This is a genomic window from Collimonas rhizosphaerae, from assembly GCF_038896935.1.
In the GTDB taxonomy this organism is placed as follows: Bacteria; Pseudomonadota; Gammaproteobacteria; order Burkholderiales; family Burkholderiaceae_D; genus Collimonas; species Collimonas rhizosphaerae.
Genome location: NZ_JBANDC010000025.1, coordinates 1 through 1713, shown reverse-complemented (window position 1 = coordinate 1713; position 1713 = coordinate 1). Strand labels below are relative to the sequence as shown.

Here is a 1713-nt window from a genome sequence, read left to right as displayed (position 1 = left end):
TACTGGCATAGCTTCTCTGTCGACGTCAACGTCGACCGGTCTGAGCACGACCAACAGCAGCGTGACTTCGTTGTCGACTTCAACTTCGACTGGGTTGAGCACGACTAATAGCAATGTTTCGTCGTTGTCGACATCGACATCTACCGGTATCGCCTCGCTGTCGACTTCAACGTCGACAGGTTTGAGCACGACAAACAGCAATGTCTCGTCGTTGTCGACATCGACATCTACCGGCATCGCCTCGCTGTCGACTTCAGCTTCGACTGGCCTGAGTACTACTAACAGTAATGTCTCGTCGCTGTCGACATCGACATCTACCGGCATCGCCTCGTTGTCGACTTCAACCTCGACTGGTCTAAGTACGGCCAACAGCAATGTGGCGTCGCTATCGACGTCTACCTCGACCGGCTTGAGCACCACCAATAGCAATGTTTCATCGCTATCGACCTCGGCTTCGACGGGTTTGAGCACCACCAACAGTAATGTCTCATCGCTATCGACCTCGACCTCGACAGGCCTGAGTACGACTAACAGCAACGTGTCTTCGTTGTCGGCATCAACCTCGACCGGCCTGAGCACCACCAATAGCAGCGTCTCATCACTGTCTACATCGTCTTCAACTGGTTTGAGCACTACCAATAGCAACGTGTCTTCGCTGTCGACTTCAACTTCGACTGGCCTGAGTAGCACCAACAGTAATGTCTCATCGTTGTCGACATCGACATCTACCGGTATTGCCTCGCTGTCGACGTCGACTTCCGCCGGGATCGCTTCGTTGTCGACCTCAACCTCGTCAGGCCTGAGTACGACCAACAGCAATGTCATATCGTTGTCGACGTCTACGTCAACCGGTATCGCATCATTGTCGACTTCAACATCGACTGGCTTGAGCTCGGCCAGCAGCAGCGTTTCGTCGTTGTCGACATCGACATCCACCGGCATCGCCTCGTTGTCGACTTCAACTTCGACTGGCTTGAGTACGACGAATAGCAATGTCTCGTCGCTCTCCACATCGACGTCAACTGGCTTAAGCACAACGAACAGCAATGTTTCGTCGTTGTCCACGTCGGCGTCTACGGGCTTGAGCACCACCAATAGCAATGTGGCGTCGCTGTCGACATCTACCTCGACCGGTTTGAGTGCCGCCAACAGTAATGTCTCGTCGTTGTCAACGTCGACATCTACTGGCATCGCTTCATTGTCGACCTCAACCTCGACGGGTTTGAGTACGACTAACAGCAACGTGTCTTCACTGTCGACCTCGACGTCTACCGGCATCGCCTCGCTGTCGACTTCAGCTTCGACTGGCCTTAGCACGACCAACAGTAATGTCTCGTCGCTCTCCACATCAACGTCGACTGGCTTGAGCACAGCGAACAGCAATGTTTCGTCGTTGTCCACGTCGGCGTCTACGGGCTTGAGCACTACCAATAGCAATGTGGCGTCGCTGTCGACGTCCACATCAACTGGCATCGCATCGTTGTCGACATCGACATCTACCGGCATCGCCTCGCTGTCGACTTCTACCTCGACTGGTTTGAGTGCCACCAACAGTAATGTCTCATCGTTGTCGACTTCAACTTCGACTGGCCTGAGCACGACGAATAGCAATGTCTCGTCACTCTCCACATCAACATCGACTGGCTTGAGCACATCTAACAGCAATGTTTCATCGTTGTCGACCTCGACATCTACCGGCATCGCCTCGCTGTC

Annotated in this window: 1 protein-coding gene; it reads right to left on the bottom strand. The window is 53.7% G+C overall.

The window, feature by feature from the left end; genetic code table 11:
- A partial coding sequence (locus tag V8G57_RS26310; RefSeq protein ID WP_425458325.1) for a hypothetical protein occupies positions 1-1713 on the bottom strand: 1713 nt, incomplete at both ends.